This window comes from Nonomuraea sp. NPDC050404 (assembly GCF_040655495.1).
Lineage (GTDB): Bacteria > Actinomycetota > Actinomycetes > Streptosporangiales > Streptosporangiaceae > Nonomuraea.
Genome location: NZ_JBFAKB010000001.1, coordinates 529,958 through 544,420 on the forward strand (window position 1 = coordinate 529,958; position 14,463 = coordinate 544,420).

Genomic DNA, 14,463 nt, shown 5'->3' on the forward strand with positions numbered 1-14,463 from the left:
ACCCGTACACGCCAAGCCTGGGGCCCGCGAACCCGTACCTCAGCCGAACTGCTGCCAGCCCAGCCTGATCACCATCGCCACCACCACGACCAGCAGCACGATCCGGACGAAACCCGTGCCGCGCCGGATCGCCGTACGCGCCCCGAACTGGGCGCCGGCCACGTTGCACACGGCCATGGCCAGGCCGAGCGCCCAGTTCACGTACCCCTGCGAGCCGAGCACCAGCAGCGCCCCGACGTTCGTCCCGACGTTGATGATCTTCGCGGAGGCGGAGGCGGAGACGAAGTCGAGCCCGAGGATGGTGGTGAAGGCGATGATGAGGAACGTGCCCGTCCCCGGCCCCATGATCCCGTCGTAGAAGGAGATCACCACGCCCGCCACCGCGACCGCCGTGAACACCCGGGGCCCGGTGCGCAGGTGCGGCGCGGGCACGGCGCCCATGTTCGGCCGCAGCGTCACGAACGCGGCCACGGCCAGCAGCACCACCATGACGGCGGGCCGCAGCACCTCGGCCGAGATCGACGCCGCCGCCCACGCGCCCAGCCCGGCGCTGAGCACGGCCAGCGCCGCGCCGGGGATCGCCACCTGCCGGTCCACCTTGGTGGAACGGGCGTAGGCCACGGCGGCCGAGGTGGTGCCGAACACCGACGACAACTTGTTGGTCGCCATCGCCTCGACCGTCGGGACGCCGCTCACGAGGAGGGCGGGAAGCTGCAGCAGCCCGCCGCCGCCCACGACGGCGTCGACCCAGCCCGCTGCCGCCGCCGCGACGAGCAGCAGCAGGACGTGTTCCAGCGCCACCGCGCCACTCCCCCGAATCCCCCGATAAACCGCCCTGAGTGTATAAGTCGGGATTCAGTGGCTTCGCCGTGCCCTGCCCCCACTGATCCCGACCGCCTGCCCCGACAGGTTGACCAGGTGGTTCTCGCTCATCGCGGCCCGCCCCGCCTCGACGTCGGCCAGGCGCGCGAGCATGGCGCTCAGCAGCGGCGTCGCCACCCCCGCCGCCTCCGCCCGGGCGAACACCTCCCGGTAGTGGTCGTGCACCTCGATCGGCCGGCGCCGGACCGCGATGTCGCGCCAGATGCCGCTGCGGTCCTTCGGCTGGGTACGCAGCCACGCAGTCAGCCGGTCCGTCGCCTCCTCCCGCCCCGCCGGGGGCGCGCCGGGCACGTACGCCTGCGCGTCGAAGGCGTCGAACGGCTCCAGCCGCAGCCCCAGCGACGCCGCGACGGTGAACACCTCGGCCACCAGCGCGTGCATCAGCTCCCTGTGCCGGTCGATGAGGTCGGCCATGGGCGCGTCGGCCAGCGCGGTCGCGCTCAGCATGGCGCCGAAGCCCAGCTTGGCCCACAGGTGGCCGGTGACGTTCCCGGTGGCTCTGGCCCCGATCCCTGCCAGGTCGGCGACCAGCGCGTGCACGCGCGGGCCCGGGTCGCCGTCCAGTTCGCCGATCACGAACGCGCCGGGGCCGCCGTCGCGGATGATCCCCGGTTCGACCACGTCGGCGAAGATGTTGACGAACGCGCCGATGACCCGCTCCTCGCCCACGTGCTCGGCGATGAGCTGCTCGTTCAGGCCGTTCTGCACCGACACCACGTACCCGCCGGGGTCGAGCCTGGGCGCGATCCAGGCGGCGGCGCCCGCGGTGGCCTGGGCCTTGACGCACAGGAGCACCCGGTGCAGCGGCCCGTCCCATTCACCGGGCAGGGCGGCGTGCACGGGCACGGCGCGGTCGCCGCCGGCGCCCCTCAGCACCAGGCCGTCGCGGCGGATCGCCGCCACGTGCGCCTGATCGGCGTCGATGAGCAGCACGTCGTGCCCGGTCTCGGCCAGGTGGAAGGCGATGGTGCCGCCGATGGCGCCGCCGCCGACGATCGTGTAGCCGGTCATGCCTGCTGTACCTCGCTCGTTCCGTTCCAGTGCAGGGGCAGGGCGGTGGTGCCCGCCGAGGCCCCGCCGTCCACCCGCAGCACGCTGCCGGTAACCCAGGCGGCCTCTTCTCCGGCGAGCCAGCGCACGGCGCCGGCCACGTCGGCGGGCAGGCCGCGCCGGCCGAGGGGGTTGGCCGAGACGGCGGCGGCGTACTGCTCGGTGACGGGGTTGGCGGCGCTGTCCACGGTGACGAAGCCGGGGCTGACCGCGTTGACGCGCACGCCGATCGGGCCCAGTTCGACGGCGGCGGCCTTGGTGAGCATCTCCAGCGCGGCCTTGGAGGTGCAGTAGTGCGCCGCGCCGGGGCGGGCGCGCAGCGCGGCGCCGGAGGCGATGTTCACCACCGCCCCGGTCCTGCCGTTCGCCGCGCAGGCCCGGCCGAAGGCGGCGGTGATCAGCATGGGGGCGCGGACGTTGACGTCCTGCACGCGGTCCCACCGCGCGGCGGTCATCTCCAGGAACGGCGTGGCCGGGTAGATGCCGGCCGCGTTCACCACGACGTCCACCGGGCCGTGCTCCCGCCAGACCCGGTCCACCAGCCCGGCGGCGGCCCCGGCGTCGGACAGGTCGGCGACGACGCCGCGCGCGCCCCACCGCTCCAGACCCTCGGGCCGCACGTCCACGGCCGTGACCTGGGCGTCCTCGGTGGCCGCGAACAACTCGCAGACGCCGGCGCCGATGCCGCCGGCCGCGCCGGTGACCAGTATGTGGCGGCTCATGTGAGCTCCTTCCCCTTGGTCTCGGGCATGGTCGCGTACACGATCACGCCGATCAGCGCGGCGGCGGCCACGTAGATCCACACCAGGTCGCGGTGGCCGCTGGAGCTGAGCCAGGTGGTGATGTACGGGGCGGTGCCGCCGAAGACCGCCACGGCCAGCGCGTACGGCAGCCCGATCCCCGTCGTGCGCACCTCGGCGGGGAACTGCTCGGCCATGACCACCGCGCAGTTCGCCGAGTAACCGACCAGGAACACCATGCCGATCAGCTCGATGACCAGCAGCGAGCCGAACCCGCCGTCGAGGAACTGGAAGGCCGGCCAGGCCAGCACCAGGAAGCCCAGCGCGAAGGCGAGCATCGTGGGCTTGCGCCCCACCAGGTCCGACAGCAACCCGCCGAACGGCAGCAGGATCAGGAACACCAGCACCGCGATCGTGTTGGCCAGCAGCGCCTGGTTCAGCGGGATGCCGGTGTCGAGGTGGGCGAAGGTCGGCATGTAGCTGACCCAGATGTAGTACAGCAGCGTCCCGGCGATCGTCACGCCCGCCACTCGCAGCGCGGCCCTCGGGTGGTCCCTGAACATGGTGACCAGCGGGTTGGTGCGGGTCCTGCCCGACGACTCGGCCTTGGCGAACGCCTCGGTCTCCGGCACCGAGACCCGCAGCCACAGGCCGACCAGCCCGAGCAGGCCGCCGATGGCGAACGCGACGCGCCAGCCCCAGCTCTGCAGCGCCGCCTCGTCCAGGGTGGAGGTGAGCACGGTGCCCATCGCGGAGGCGATCAGCACGCCGCCGCCCACCGAGACCTGCTGCCAGGACCCGGCGAAGGCGCGCCGCCCGCGCGCCGCCGACTCCACCAGGAAGGCCGATGAGGTGCCGAACTCGCCGCCCGCCGAGAAGCCCTGCACCAGCCTGGCCAGGACCAGCACGACCGGGGCCAGGATGCCGATGCTCTCGTAGCCCGGGCAGATGGCGATCACGAACGAGGCCGCCGCCATCAGCGAGATGGTCAGCGTCAGCCCCTTCTTGCGGCCGTAACGGTCGCCGTACGCGCCCAGGATCGCGCCGCCGATGGGCCGCATGAGGAAGCCGATGGCGAAGACGGCCAGCGTGGACAGCACGCCGGCGGTCGGGTCGTCGGAGGGGAAGAACTGGCTGGAGAACACCGACGCGAACGTGGTGTAGATCGCCCAGTCCACCCATTCGACGGTGTTGCCGATGGCGCCGGCCACGATGGCCTTGCGCTGGGCCGGGTTCAGGCGCGTGCTCGCGGTGGTGGCGGTCATGAGGGCTCCACGGCTGAACGGTCCGGAACTGACTGGCCCTGGCCTGGATGCCCCGGGCCTGGATGCCCCGGGCCTGGATGCCCCGGGCCTGGATGCCCCGGGCCTGGATGCCCCGGGCCTGGATGTCCCGGGCCTGAATGCTGCTTCAGGACGTATTCGGCGATCTGGGCATGTGTGGCATACCAGACGCCCTCGTGCCCGTCGATGTGCTCGACCAGTTCGCGCAGCGCGATCATGCGGGAGCGGTGGCCGATGATGTGCGGGTGCAGGGTGAGCTGGAACAGCCCGCCCTCCTCCAGCGCGGCATCGAACTCGTCGCGCCAGATCGCCGCCGCCTGCCGCGGCGGCGTGTAGGGCCGCAACGCGCCGTAGCGCTCCATCATCAGGTACGGCGCGTCGTCCCTGATCCACTCGACCGGGATCTCCACGATGCCGGTCGGCTCGCCATCGGCCAGCAGTTCGTACGGCTCGTCGTCGGCCATCAGCGAGGAGTCGTAGCACAGGCCCAGCTCGCGCGTGATGGCGAGGGTGTGGTCGGAGAAGTCCCAGGAGGGGGTGCGGATGCCGACCGGGCGGGCGCCCGACAGCCGCTCCAGAACCTCGGCGGCGCGCAGGGCCAGGTCGCGTTCGTCGGCCGGGTCGAGCAGCATGTTGCGCTCGTGGATCCAGCCGTGCATGGCGACCTCGTGGCCGGCGGCGGCGTAGTCTCGCACCTCCTGCGGGTGCAGCAGCGCCGAGACGGCCGGCATGAAGAACGAGGCCGGGATGCCGAAGCGGTCGAGCAGGCGCAGGATGCGGGGCGCGCCGACGCGGGAGCCGTACTCGCCCTGGGCCAGCTTGCCCGGCCGGGTCTCGCCCTCGCGCAGCGGGATCGTCTCGTGGTCGGAGTCGAAGGACAGCGCGACGGCGACCCGGGCGCCGCCGGGCCAGGAGGCCGGGCGCAGGCTGCGGCCCGCGCGCACCCGGTCCACGTGGCCGCGCCAGGTCTGCTCCTCCCACTGCCAGGGCTGCTGTTCTGTCATGATCGGTTCTCCGTTCGTGCGGCGGGGGTGGGCACCCAGGCGCGTTTGAGCGTGGTGAGCTGCAGGGTGACGTCGGCGGCGCGCAGGCCGGGCAGCGAGCCGACGTCGCCGGTCAGGTAGCCGAACAGCTCCCCGTAGTGGCGCAGCGCGATCTGCCCGGCCAGGTTGAAGCGGCCGGTGGTGGCCGACAGGTAGCGGGTGGCGGGGTGCGCGGCCAGTTGCAGCCCGGCCCGTTCCAGCAGGCCGGGCTCGACCTCCAGCCACAACATGAACTCCACCGCGTACCCGAGCACCTCGGGCTCGGCCAGCGTGCGGAAACGCAGGCAGCCGCGCCGCACCAGCGACTCCACCCGCCTCTTGGCGGTCGACTCGCTGCTGCCCACCGTCTTGGCCAGGCTCTTGTACGGCATGCGCCCGTCCTCGCCGAGCGCCCGCACGATCGCCTGCTCCAGCTCGTCGAGCCGCTCGGGCGGGCCCTGCCTGAAGTGGTCCTCGAACGGCAACTCGGCCGCGTCACGCAGGTCGGCGGTGGCCTTCTCGTCCAGCACGCCGGGGTTCCAGTCGTGGTTGGAGACGAAGGTCCGCATGACCGCGTGCGTCTCACTCTCGGTGACCGACTCCCCGCCGGGCACGTCGGCCACCATCAAGCGGCCGATCTCGGCATGCGTGGGCACCACGAACTCAGCCACGCAGTCGGCACCGCCCGACACCACCGCGACAAACCTGGCCTGCGGCCGGTCGGCTATCTGGGCGGCCACCTCGTAGGTGGTGCCCGGCCGGCAACGGAACCGGCTGAGCACCGGCACCCCAAGCCCGCAACGCAGCACATCGACCACGCCGATCACGCGCAGCAGACCGTTCTCACCGAGCAGGGCGGCACGGCGGACCACGGTCGACTCACTCGCGCCGACCAGCCTGGCTATCAGGCTCCACGGGGCGCGCCCGTTGAGCTGCAGGGCCGCGACGATGGCGCGATCCAGCTCATCGATCTGGACGCCTTCTTGCATGCGTCCCATGTTTACTGACGAAATCCCCCAAAATCAAGACATGAATGACGCTCTCCCTCAAACCCCACCAAACTTTGCCGACGATCTCCCGTCTCGGCATTCCGTCTCGGACCCGCCAAGGGGGAGTGGCGTGCACCTGCCAGGACGCGCCGCTCCCCCTCTGCCCCCCTGCCCCTGCGTTTCCGTGTTCCCGTGTTCCCGTGTTCAGTGGGCTGCGGACGGGGTGCGCTTTCTCGACGCGTAGATGTCGTCGATCAGTGCATAGCTGCGCGCCTGCTCGGCCGTGAAGATGCGGTCCCGCTCGATGTCCTTCCTGATCTCCAGCAGGCCTCTGCCGGTGTACCGGGACAGGATCTCCTCCTGCTGGTCACGCATCCGCAGGATTTCCCTGGCGTGGATCTCCAGGTCGCTGCCCTGTCCGCGCCCGCCCTCCGCGTGCGGCTGGTGCAGCAGCACCCGGGCGTGCGGCAGGGCTGCTCGCTTGCCCGGCGTGCCGGCCGCCAGCAGTACGGCCGCCGCCGAGGCCGCCTCGCCGATGCAGACCGTGTGGATCTCCGGACGGACGTACTGCATCGTGTCGTAGATGGCCATCATCGCGGTGAACGACCCGCCCGGCGAGTTGATGTAGACGTTGATGTCCTGGTCGGGGTCGAGCGACTCCAGCGTCAGCAACTGCGCCATCACGTCGTTGGCGACCGCGTCGTCGATCGGCGCCGCCAGGAACACCACCCGGTCCTCGAACAGCTTGTTGTACGGGTTGGCTTCCTTCATCCCGTACGACGTGCGCTCGGTGAACGAGGGCAGCACATATCGGCCGCTCATATCAGTTCATCCCCTCTGCGATGTGGTCGACGATCCCGTAGTCCAGAGCCTCCTGGGCGGTGAACCACCGGTCGCGGTCGGAGTCGGCCTGGATGCGCTCCAGCGGCTGGCCCGTGTGCCGGGCGATGATCTCGGCCATCCGCCGCTTGGTGTAGAGCATGTTCTCGGCCTGGATCTGGATGTCGCTGGCCGAGCCGCCGATGCCGCCCAGCGGCTGGTGCATCACCACGCGGGCGTTGGGCAGGGCGTAGCGCTTGCCCTTCGCCCCGGCTGACAGCAGCACCTGCCCCATCGACGCGGCGAACCCCATCGCGACCGTCTGCACGTCGCACGGAATGAACTGCATCATGTCGTAGAGCGCCAGCCCGGCATGCACGGAGCCGCCGGGAGAATTGATGTAAAGAGTAATGTCGCGGTTGGGATCCTCGGCCGCCAGCAAAAGGAGCTCCCCGCAGAGCCGGTTGCAAATCTCGTCGTCGACCTCCTGGCCGAGGACGACGATGCGCTCCCTGAGCAGCCGCTGGCTGAGCTGATCCGGCCAGGTCGCACGCTGTGTCTCCGTCATGGCGGGTGCCTTTCTGACGCTGGTGTTTCCACGAAAAACGCTAGTGCCGGCCGACTCGAATAAAAGGCGATTTTCGCTGGCGGCACATTTCTCCTGAAGCGCATTACTCCGAGAGCGAATTTTTGTCGACATACAATCGCGGGTGTGAGAAGGAACCTCCCGCGCCGGTGGGCGTGCCTCGTCCTGGGCGGGGCGCTGCTGATGCCGTACATGATGGTCGGGGTGCTCATCTCGGGCCTGCTGCGCGGCGAGTCGGCCAACCTGCTGCTGCCCGTGCAGGTCGGCGTGTTCGGCGCGGTGCTGCCGGTGGTGGCCGTGACCGGGCTGTTCCTGCCCGTACGCGGGTTGTCGGTGAACGCGGCGCAGGGCCTGCTCGGGGCGCGCGTGGAGACCCCGCCGCGGCAGGCAGGACGGTCCTGGCAGGAGCGACGCCGCACCGCCGCCTGGTTCACGCTGCACCTGGGCGTCGGCGGCGTGGTCAGTGGCTGCACGCTGGCGATCGTGCCGTTCACGGTGTTCATGCTCGTGCTGCCGTTCACCGGGCGGGGCACGGACGTGCTCGGCTTCCTCGTCACCCCCGGGTGGAACGCCGCCGCATGGGCGGTGGGCGGCCTCGTGCTGCTGGCGGCCCTGGTCGCCACGGCCGCCGGGACCGGCGAACTGCTGGCCCGGCTGGCCCCCGTCCTGCTCGGCCCCACCCCCGCCGAACGGCTGGCCGCCGCCGAGGAGCACGCCCGTACGCTGGCCGAACGCAACCGGCTGGCCCGCGAACTGCACGACTCGGTCGGCCACGCGCTCAGCGTCGTCACCCTCCAGGCCGCCGCGGCCGGCCGGGTCCTCGACCGCGACCCGGCCACCGCCAGAACCGCGCTGACCGCCATCGAGAACTCCGCCCGCACCGCCCTGGCCGACCTCGACCACGTCCTGGGCGTCCTACGCGACGGCGAGCCCCGCCCAGACCCCTCCTCCGCCGGTATCCGGCCGGACGACCCGGACAGCGAGGCGCACCGCGACACGCACCGTGAGGCGCACCGCGACACGCACCGTGAGGCGCACCGGGGGCCGCAGGCGACGCTGGACGACCTTGGCGAACTCGTCGCCGCCTCCGGTGCTCAGGTGCGGCAGGAGGTGGGCGACCTGTCCGGTGTGCCGGCCGTGGTCTCCCGCGAGGCGTACCGCATCCTGCAAGAGGCCCTCACCAACGCCATCAAGCACGGCCACGGCCCCATCACCCTGACCGCCGCCATCCAGGACGACGCCCTGCGCCTGGAGGTCACCAACCGGCTCGGCGCCACTCCAGACGGCGCCGGGGACGACGATGCTGGGGGCGGCGGCGCTGGGAGTGGCGGCGCTGGGAGTGGCGGCGCTGGGAGTGGCGGCGCAGGAGTCGGCGGCGCTGCGGCCGGCGGCGCTGTGGGCGACGGCGCAGGAGCGCGCGCGGGCGAGCCCGGTGTCGGGAACGCACGCGTAGACCTCAGCGCCCGCGACGGGGGCGCGCCCGCAGGCAGTGGCCCTCGCAACGGAAGTGCACGCGCGGGAGGGAGGGGCATCGCCGGGATGCGGGAGCGCGTCGGGCTGCTGCGCGGCGACCTCGAAGCCGGTCCTGCCGAGATCGCCCCCGCCAACGCCGGCCCCGCCGGGACCGGGGGCGCTGAGGGTGGGTGGCGGGTTAGGGTGCGGTTGCCGCTACGGTCGAGGCCATGACACTGCGAGTCGTGATCGCCGATGACGAGGATCTCATCCGCGCCGGCCTGCGCATCATCCTCGACGCCGAACCCGATCTCAGCGTCGTCGGCGAGGCCGCCGATGGTGCCGCCGTGGTGCCCGTGGTGCGCAGGGAGCGGCCCGACGTCGTGCTCATGGACGTACGCATGCCCGCCCTCGACGGCATCCAGGCCACCGAACGCCTGCTCACCCTCGACGACCCGCCCAAGGTCCTGGTGGTGACCACGTTCGAGAACGACGACTACGTCTACGACGCGCTGCGGGCGGGCGCCAGTGGTTTCCTGCTCAAGCGCACCAGGCCGGACGACCTGATCCAGGCCGTCCGGCTGGTCGCGGCGGGCGAGTCGCTGCTGTTCCCCGCCGCGATCCGGACCCTGGCCGGCCGCCGCCCCCAGAGCCACTCCCCCGTGCACGTGCCGGGCATGGACCGGCTCACCGGGCGCGAGGGCGACGTGCTGCGGCTGATGACCAAGGGCCTGTCCAACCACGAGATCGCGGCCGAACTGGTCGTCAGCCAGGAGACGGTCAAGACGCACGTGGGCAACGTGCTGGCCAAGCTGGGCGCGCGCGACCGCACCCAGGCCGTGATCGCCGCGTACGAGTCGGGCTTCGTCTCCCCCCGCTGACCGGCGAACAGCCACCGCCCAGCCACCGCCCAGGCACCGGAAGGCCGCGAACGGCCGCAGACGGCTGCGAGACAAGCAGGCGCGGCAGCGGGGACGGCAGCGGAGGGCAAGCGGCGGAGTTTACGGGCGGATGCCTGCGCGCCGCAGGAGTTCGGCCGCGGGCAACACGGTCGCCTCAGCCGCGGACAGCCCCGCGGCGGTCAGGGCGCGGTCGACCAGGTTCAGCCCCACCGCATATCCCGCCATGTCCGGAATGCCGCGCGGTTCCTGCCCGAAGTTGCGCGTCGCGCTGTCCCCCAGCACGTACGCCGGCGTGTTCATCATCCCGGCCAGATCGAAGTTGGCCGTGATCAACTCGTAGGCCCGCTCATACTCCTCCCCCGTCACCATCGAGGACCACGGCCCCATAGCCTCCGGCCCCAGCAGCTCACGTACGAACGCCTCGGCCAGCCCTTCGGCGATCACATGCTCCCCTACGGTCACGGCGACCGGATCCCACACGACGTTGCTGAAACGCACAAGATGGTGGAACTCGTGCACCGCGAGCGCCCCGATCCGCCCGATCACCTCATCCGACGGCCACGCCAGCAGGTACAGCCACTCACTGCCGCCACCCATGCCGTAGTAACCACCGGAAATTCGCATCAGGTGCTCGTTGTCGGGATTGCCCAGCATGAGCATGACCTTCACCAGGTCGGGCTGCTTGGCCCCGCTCAGCCGTTCGGCCGAGAGGGTCAGCGCGTGCCGTACCTGACCGAGCACGTCCTGCTCGATCATGCGCCGCACGGCGGGCAGGTAGCGCGGGTCGTCGGCGTCGACCCGGAAGCCGCCGCCATTGTGGTGGATGTCGACGATGTCGCCCGGCATCGGGATCGACGAGCGCGTCGGCGCCATGATCTCCCGCACCGCGTCGGGGCGCCGTTCGAGCGGCTGCTCCAGCAGGTCGGCCATCGCCGTGAGCGTGTCCGTAACAATGATTTCCATGCCGGGGACGCTAAAGCCTCACGTTACGTGAGGGTCAAACCAATTGAGGAGCGTCACAACGGATCCCCCTCGCCCGGATCCTCCCCCGGCGAACGCCCCGGCGTGCTCTCCCCGCTCTCCGTCGGCGACGGCGACTGCGAAGGGGACGGCGAGGGCTGCGGCGTCTCGGGCGTCGGCGGCGGCGTCGGCACGAACACCGTCGGCGGCAACTGCCTGGGCTGCTGCTCGCTGTCCTGCCGCCCCAGCAACAACAGCAACAGGATCGTCGTCACCAGCAGGAGCAGCAGCACCAGCGCCAGCGCCGCCATCAGCACCCGCTTGCGCGTCTCGGTCGGCGGCCGGCGCGGCCGTCCCGTGCCAGGAAGCGCGGGCGCCCGGTCCGTCAGCCAGTACGGCACGAAGTCCGGCCCGTGCGCCTCGCCGATGAACGTCCCGCCCACCATGACGGGCTCCAGGAACCGCTCCGCCCCGGGCCGCCCCGGCGCGTACGGCACCGCCACCCACGGCGCCCGCCCGGCACCGAAGGCCAGCACCTCGGGCGTGCCCTCCAGCACCGCCCCCCGCGGCCGGCCGGGCAGTCCCAGCCAGCCACGCATCCCCGACCGCTCCCGGCCCCCTGACTCCTTGACCGCCGTGATGAACCGGTCGCGCGCCGCCGCGTCGTAGGCGGCCCCGCGCGTGAGCACCGCCAGCGACACCGCACGCCCGTCCGGCGCCTGGCCCAGGTACACGAAACCGGCGGGGGCCGTGTGCAGACGTGCCTGAACCATGTAGGGCCCCAGCCGGGGCGGGTCACCGTACTGCAGGGGACTTGCCACGTTTGCCATGAAAGCACAGACGTGGCGTCGTGCACGTTTGCGGCGCGTTTGGTGGAATGGCGTCATGAGCGTCGCCGAAGAGTTGCCGGACGGAAACGACGCGGCACTGCTGCGTCAGAGTCTCGACGAGGTCCGCCGCGTCATCGTCGGGCAGGACCACATGGTCGAAAGGCTCCTTGTGGCCCTGCTGGCGCGCGGGCACTGCCTGCTCGAAGGAGTGCCGGGCGTCGCCAAGACCCTTGCCGCGGCCACCCTGGCCACCGTCGTGGGCGGCACGTTCGCCCGGATCCAGTTCACCCCCGACCTCGTGCCGAGCGACATCGTCGGCACCCGCGTCTTCCACCCCTCCAACGAGAAGTTCGACGTCGAACTCGGCCCCGTCTTCGTCAACTTCCTGCTGGCCGACGAGATCAACCGGGCCCCCGCCAAGGTCCAGTCCGCGCTGCTGGAGGTGATGGCCGAGCGCCAGGTCACCCTCGCCGGCGTCACCCACCCGCTGCCCAGGCCGTTCATCGTGCTGGCCACCCAGAACCCCATCGAGTCCGAAGGCGTCTACCCGCTGCCCGAGGTGCAGCGCGACCGCTTCCTGTTCCGCGTCCGCGTCCCCCACCCCAGCGCCCACGAGGAGCTGGAGATCCTGCACCGCATGAGCGTCAAACCACCCGTCCCCGAACGGGTGCTCGACCCGGACAAACTGCTCGCCCTGCAGGAACAGGCCGAACAGGTCTCGGTCCACCAACTGGTCGCCGACTACGTCGTCCGCCTGGTCATGTCCACCCGCGCGCCCGCCGAATACGGCCTGGCCGACCTCGCCGAGACCATCGAGATCGGCGTCAGCCCCCGCGCCACCCTCGGTCTGGTCTCCGCCGGACGCGCCCTGGCCCTGCTGCGCGGCCGCGACTACCTGCTGCCCGACGACGTACGCGACGTCGCCGTGGACGTCATGGGCCACCGCCTCATGCTCACCTTCGACGCCCTGGCCGACGGCGTCGACCCCGAACAGGTCGTCAAGCAGATCCTGCACACCGTGCCCCCGCCCCTCGTCGTCTGGAACCAGAACCGTTGAGCCCCACCACAGCCGAACAGGCCCTGCGCCGCCTGGAGCTGACCGTCACCCGGCGGCTGGACGGCCTCCTGCACGGCGCCCACCGCGGCCTGCTGCCCGGCACCGGCAGCGAGGCCGGCGACAGCCGCGTCTACGTCCCCGGCGAGGACGACGTGCGCCGCATGGACTGGAACGTCACCGCCCGCACCACCATCCCCCACGTGCGCGACCTCATCGCCGACCGCGAACTGGAGACCTGGGCCCTGGCCGACCTGTCGGCCAGCATGGACTTCGGCACCGCCGACACCGACAAACGCGACCTCGTGGTCGCCGCCGTCGGCGCCATCGGATTCCTGTCCAGTCGCATGGGCGACCGGTTCGGCGCCCTGGTCATCCACGACGAGTTCGTGCACCGCATGCCCGCCCGCACCGGCCGCCCCGCCCTGTACGGCCTGCTGCACTCCCTCATGGACGCCCCGCGCGGCACCGTCGTCGACGACCCCCCCGACCTGGCCGAAGGCATCGAGATCCTGTCCGCCACCCGCAGGCGGCGCGGCATGCGGCTGATCGTCTCCGACTTCCTCGACGCCCACCCCGACCTCGACCCCGACGCCGAACGCCCCTGGGAGCGCCCCATCAGGCGCCTGTCCGCCCGCCACCAGGTCCTGGCCGTCGAGGTCATCGACCCCCGCGAACTCGAACTGCCCGACGTGGGCCGCGTCGCGTTCGCCGACCCCGAGACCGGGAACGTACGCGAAGTGCACCTAACGCCCAAGATTCGGCGCGCGTACGCGGAGGCCGCCGCCCTGCAGCGCGAGGGCACCCGCCTGGCCCTGCGCCGCGCCGGCATCGCCCACCTCGTCCTGCGCACCGACCGCGACTGGGTCTTCGACGTCGCACAGTTCGTGCTGCGCCAGCGCCGCATGAGCCACCTCGCCCACCGGAGGCCCACCTCATGACCTTTCTCGCGCCCGGGTGGTTGTGGCTGTTCGTCCTCATCCTGCTGCTCGTGGCCGGCTACATCCTGGCCATGTTCGCCCGCCGCCGCTACACCGTCCGCTTCACCAACCTCGCCCTGCTCAACCTCGTCGCCCCGGCGGGCCCCGGCTGGCGCCGTCACGTGGCCCCCGTCCTGTTCCTCGTCATGATGTCGCTCCTGGTCATCGGCGCCGCCAAACCCGCCGACGAGGTACGCGTCCCGCGCGACCGCGCCACCATCATGATCGCCCTGGACGTCTCCCTGTCCATGGACGCCGACGACGTCCAGCCCAACCGCATCAGCGCCGCCAAGGCCGCCGCCCAGGCCTTCGCCAACGAACTGCCCGACCGCTTCAACGTCGGCGTCGTCTCCTTCGCCCGCTCCGCCAACGTGGTCATCTCCCCCACCACCGACCACCAGGCCGTCGTCACCGCCATCGGCAACCTCACCACCCGCCCAGGCACAGCCATCGGCGAGGCCGTCTTCAACGCCCTGGAGTCGGTGCGCTCCTTCGACCAGCAGGCCGCCACCGACCCGCCGCCCGCCGCGATCGTCCTGCTCTCCGACGGCGACAACACCTCCGGCCGCTCGGTCAGCGAGGCCGTCAACGCCGCCCAGGAGGCCCGCGTACCGGTCTCCACCATCGCGTACGGCACCCAGGAGGGCACCGTCGACATCGACGGCCGGCCCGTGCAGGTCCCGGTCAACAAGCAGACCCTGCAGTCCCTGTCCGACGGCACCAGCGGCCGCGCCTACACCGCCGAGTCCGGCAGCGAGCTGCGCGAGGTCTACGAGCAGATCGGCACCTCACTCGGCTACAAGCTGGTCAACCAGGAGATCACCCAGTGGTTCATCGTGGCCGCCATCCTGGCCGGCCTGCTGGTGGCGGGCGCGGCGGTCCTGTTCGGTTCGCGGATCCCGTAACGTTTGGCG

General features: G+C 71.6%; 15 protein-coding genes. 5 read left to right on the plus strand and 10 right to left on the minus strand.

The annotated features are described in order from the left end of the window. Window positions 1-39: 39 nt before the first annotated feature. The 8 genes from AB0I81_RS02340 to AB0I81_RS02375 form a co-directional block, all read right to left on the minus strand. Complete coding sequence (locus AB0I81_RS02340; RefSeq protein ID WP_360648507.1) at window positions 40-801, minus strand: TSUP family transporter; 762 nt, start codon at window positions 799-801, stop codon at window positions 40-42. A 54-nt stretch (window positions 802-855) separates the two neighbouring features. Beyond that, window positions 856-1,893 carry a 2-dehydropantoate 2-reductase gene (locus tag AB0I81_RS02345; RefSeq protein WP_360648510.1) on the minus strand — a complete coding sequence of 346 codons (1,038 nt, stop codon included), beginning with the start codon at window positions 1,891-1,893 and terminating at the stop codon, window positions 856-858. Further along, the gene (locus AB0I81_RS02350; protein WP_360648513.1) at window positions 1,890-2,654 is read right to left on the minus strand and encodes an SDR family oxidoreductase; all 765 of its coding nucleotides are present in this window, start codon (window positions 2,652-2,654) and stop codon (window positions 1,890-1,892) included. Before AB0I81_RS02350 ends, AB0I81_RS02345 begins: the two co-directional genes overlap by 4 nt. Continuing rightward, complete coding sequence (locus AB0I81_RS02355) at window positions 2,651-3,937, minus strand: MFS transporter (RefSeq protein WP_360648516.1); 1,287 nt, start codon at window positions 3,935-3,937, stop codon at window positions 2,651-2,653. Before AB0I81_RS02355 ends, AB0I81_RS02350 begins: the two co-directional genes overlap by 4 nt. After that, a complete protein-coding gene (locus AB0I81_RS02360; RefSeq protein WP_360648518.1) occupies window positions 3,934-4,959 on the minus strand; it encodes a polysaccharide deacetylase in 1,026 nt (341 codons plus the stop codon). Before AB0I81_RS02360 ends, AB0I81_RS02355 begins: the two co-directional genes overlap by 4 nt. After that, complete coding sequence (locus tag AB0I81_RS02365; protein WP_360648521.1) at window positions 4,956-5,966, minus strand: AsnC family transcriptional regulator; 1,011 nt, start codon at window positions 5,964-5,966, stop codon at window positions 4,956-4,958. Before AB0I81_RS02365 ends, AB0I81_RS02360 begins: the two co-directional genes overlap by 4 nt. Window positions 5,967-6,170: 204 nt before the next feature. Then, window positions 6,171-6,788 carry an ATP-dependent Clp protease proteolytic subunit gene (locus AB0I81_RS02370; RefSeq protein WP_360648524.1) on the minus strand — a complete coding sequence of 206 codons (618 nt, stop codon included), beginning with the start codon at window positions 6,786-6,788 and terminating at the stop codon, window positions 6,171-6,173. 1 nt (window position 6,789) lies between these two features. After that, a complete protein-coding gene (locus AB0I81_RS02375) occupies window positions 6,790-7,353 on the minus strand; it encodes an ATP-dependent Clp protease proteolytic subunit (protein WP_360648527.1) in 564 nt (187 codons plus the stop codon). A gap of 144 nt (window positions 7,354-7,497) precedes the next feature. On the opposite strand from AB0I81_RS02375, the gene AB0I81_RS02380 reads away from it, so the two are divergent. Together AB0I81_RS02380 and AB0I81_RS02385 are read left to right on the plus strand one after the other, a co-directional pair. After that, complete coding sequence (locus AB0I81_RS02380) at window positions 7,498-9,057, plus strand: histidine kinase (protein WP_360648530.1); 1,560 nt, start codon at window positions 7,498-7,500, stop codon at window positions 9,055-9,057. Further along, on the plus strand, window positions 9,054-9,704 hold the full coding sequence (locus AB0I81_RS02385) for a response regulator transcription factor (protein WP_360648533.1): 651 nt from the start codon (window positions 9,054-9,056) through the stop codon (window positions 9,702-9,704). The genes AB0I81_RS02380 and AB0I81_RS02385 overlap by 4 nt, the downstream gene beginning before the upstream one ends. A 120-nt stretch (window positions 9,705-9,824) precedes the next feature. Here AB0I81_RS02385 and AB0I81_RS02390 read toward each other — a convergent pair whose 3' ends face one another. Both AB0I81_RS02390 and AB0I81_RS02395 read right to left on the minus strand, forming a co-directional pair. Continuing rightward, window positions 9,825-10,688 carry a DUF2268 domain-containing putative Zn-dependent protease gene (locus AB0I81_RS02390; protein WP_360648536.1) on the minus strand — a complete coding sequence of 288 codons (864 nt, stop codon included), beginning with the start codon at window positions 10,686-10,688 and terminating at the stop codon, window positions 9,825-9,827. Between the two features lie 53 nt (window positions 10,689-10,741). After that, a complete protein-coding gene (locus AB0I81_RS02395) occupies window positions 10,742-11,515 on the minus strand; it encodes a hypothetical protein (RefSeq protein WP_360648539.1) in 774 nt (257 codons plus the stop codon). A 55-nt stretch (window positions 11,516-11,570) separates the two neighbouring features. On the opposite strand from AB0I81_RS02395, the gene AB0I81_RS02400 reads away from it, so the two are divergent. Genes AB0I81_RS02400 through AB0I81_RS02410 form a run of 3 tightly spaced genes read left to right on the plus strand, consistent with a single transcriptional unit; the run spans window position 11,571 to window position 14,454 of the window. Continuing rightward, complete coding sequence (locus AB0I81_RS02400) at window positions 11,571-12,572, plus strand: MoxR family ATPase (RefSeq protein ID WP_360648542.1); 1,002 nt, start codon at window positions 11,571-11,573, stop codon at window positions 12,570-12,572. Continuing rightward, complete coding sequence (locus AB0I81_RS02405; RefSeq protein ID WP_360648545.1) at window positions 12,569-13,510, plus strand: DUF58 domain-containing protein; 942 nt, start codon at window positions 12,569-12,571, stop codon at window positions 13,508-13,510. Before AB0I81_RS02400 ends, AB0I81_RS02405 begins: the two co-directional genes overlap by 4 nt. Next, window positions 13,507-14,454: a VWA domain-containing protein gene (locus AB0I81_RS02410; RefSeq protein WP_360648548.1), complete on the plus strand. Its 948-nt coding sequence runs from the start codon at window positions 13,507-13,509 to the stop codon at window positions 14,452-14,454. Before AB0I81_RS02405 ends, AB0I81_RS02410 begins: the two co-directional genes overlap by 4 nt. Window positions 14,455-14,463: the final 9 nt, after the last annotated feature.